Below are 929 nucleotides of genomic sequence, written 5' to 3'. Positions count from 1 at the left end.
TAGGCCGTGTTGCTATATCCATTGGAGGGCGGCTGAGAGGCAGATCCCGGCTGCGTACGAGCTTGCCGTCTTGTCGTATCGGGATGCGAGTCCTCGCCACTGCTTGACGAAGTTGAAGCACCGCTCGATCACATTGCGGCCCTTGTAGCGTTCCTGCTGCTCGTCGCCGAAGTCGATCGGACGACCCGGCCGCTTGCGCCGGTTCGCGATCTGGTCGTCGCGTTCGGGGATCGTGGCCCTGATGCCCCGCTCGCGCAGCCATGACCGATTCTTCTTCGACGGGTAGCCCTTGTCCGCGAGCACCCGCTCGGGCCTGGTGCGCGCAGGACCCCGTCCCGGGACGTGGATCTCGTCGAGCACGTCGGTAAACATGCTCGTGTCCGCGACTTGCCCGCCGGTGAGGACGAACGCCAGCGCCCGCGCCTTCCCGTCGCAGACGAGGTGGATCTTCGTCGTCAAACCGCCCCGTGACCGGCCGATCGCGTGATCAGGCGGCTCCGGCCCGGACTTCTTGTAACTCGATCCAGCCCCCTGTGTCGCGGGGCAGGGTCGCGCCATGCTGGTGAACGCGCGCGATCGAGGAGTCGACCGACACGACCCAGTCGATCTCGCCCGCCAGCGACGCTCGACGCTGCACATGGGCGAGCAGGTCCTCCCAGACCCCATCGGCCGCCCAACGGCGGAAGTTCTTGTAGATCGTGTTCCAGCTCCCGAACCGCTCGGGCAGATCCCGCCACGCCGATCCGGTGCGGAACCGCCACGCGGTCGCCTCGACCACCGTGCGTCGATCCACCGGCGGACGCCCCCGCGTTCTCGCCGGCGGGAACACCTCCCGGATTAACTCCCAGGCCTCATCCGTAATGACATCTCGCGACACCACTCAAGAATCACTCACACACCACCGAACAGCTTTTAGCAACACGGCCTAG

General features: G+C 66.1%; 1 protein-coding gene. It reads right to left on the bottom strand.

Going from position 1 to position 929, the window contains the following annotated elements:
- Positions 1–12: 12 nt before the first annotated feature.
- Positions 13–877, bottom strand: a protein-coding gene (locus tag ACGG9C_RS17030) for an IS5 family transposase (RefSeq protein WP_390178954.1) whose coding sequence is annotated in 2 segments (ribosomal slippage) — positions 13–531 and positions 533–877 — 864 coding nt in all. Because the reading frame shifts where the segments join, the coding sequence is not laid out codon by codon here.
- Positions 878–929: the final 52 nt, after the last annotated feature.

This window comes from Microbacterium sp. MTN4-26 (assembly GCF_042846595.1).
Lineage (GTDB): Bacteria > Actinomycetota > Actinomycetes > Actinomycetales > Microbacteriaceae > Microbacterium > Microbacterium luteum.
Note: the sequence above shows the minus strand (reverse complement) of the source record. Positions and strands in the feature narration are given on the sequence as shown.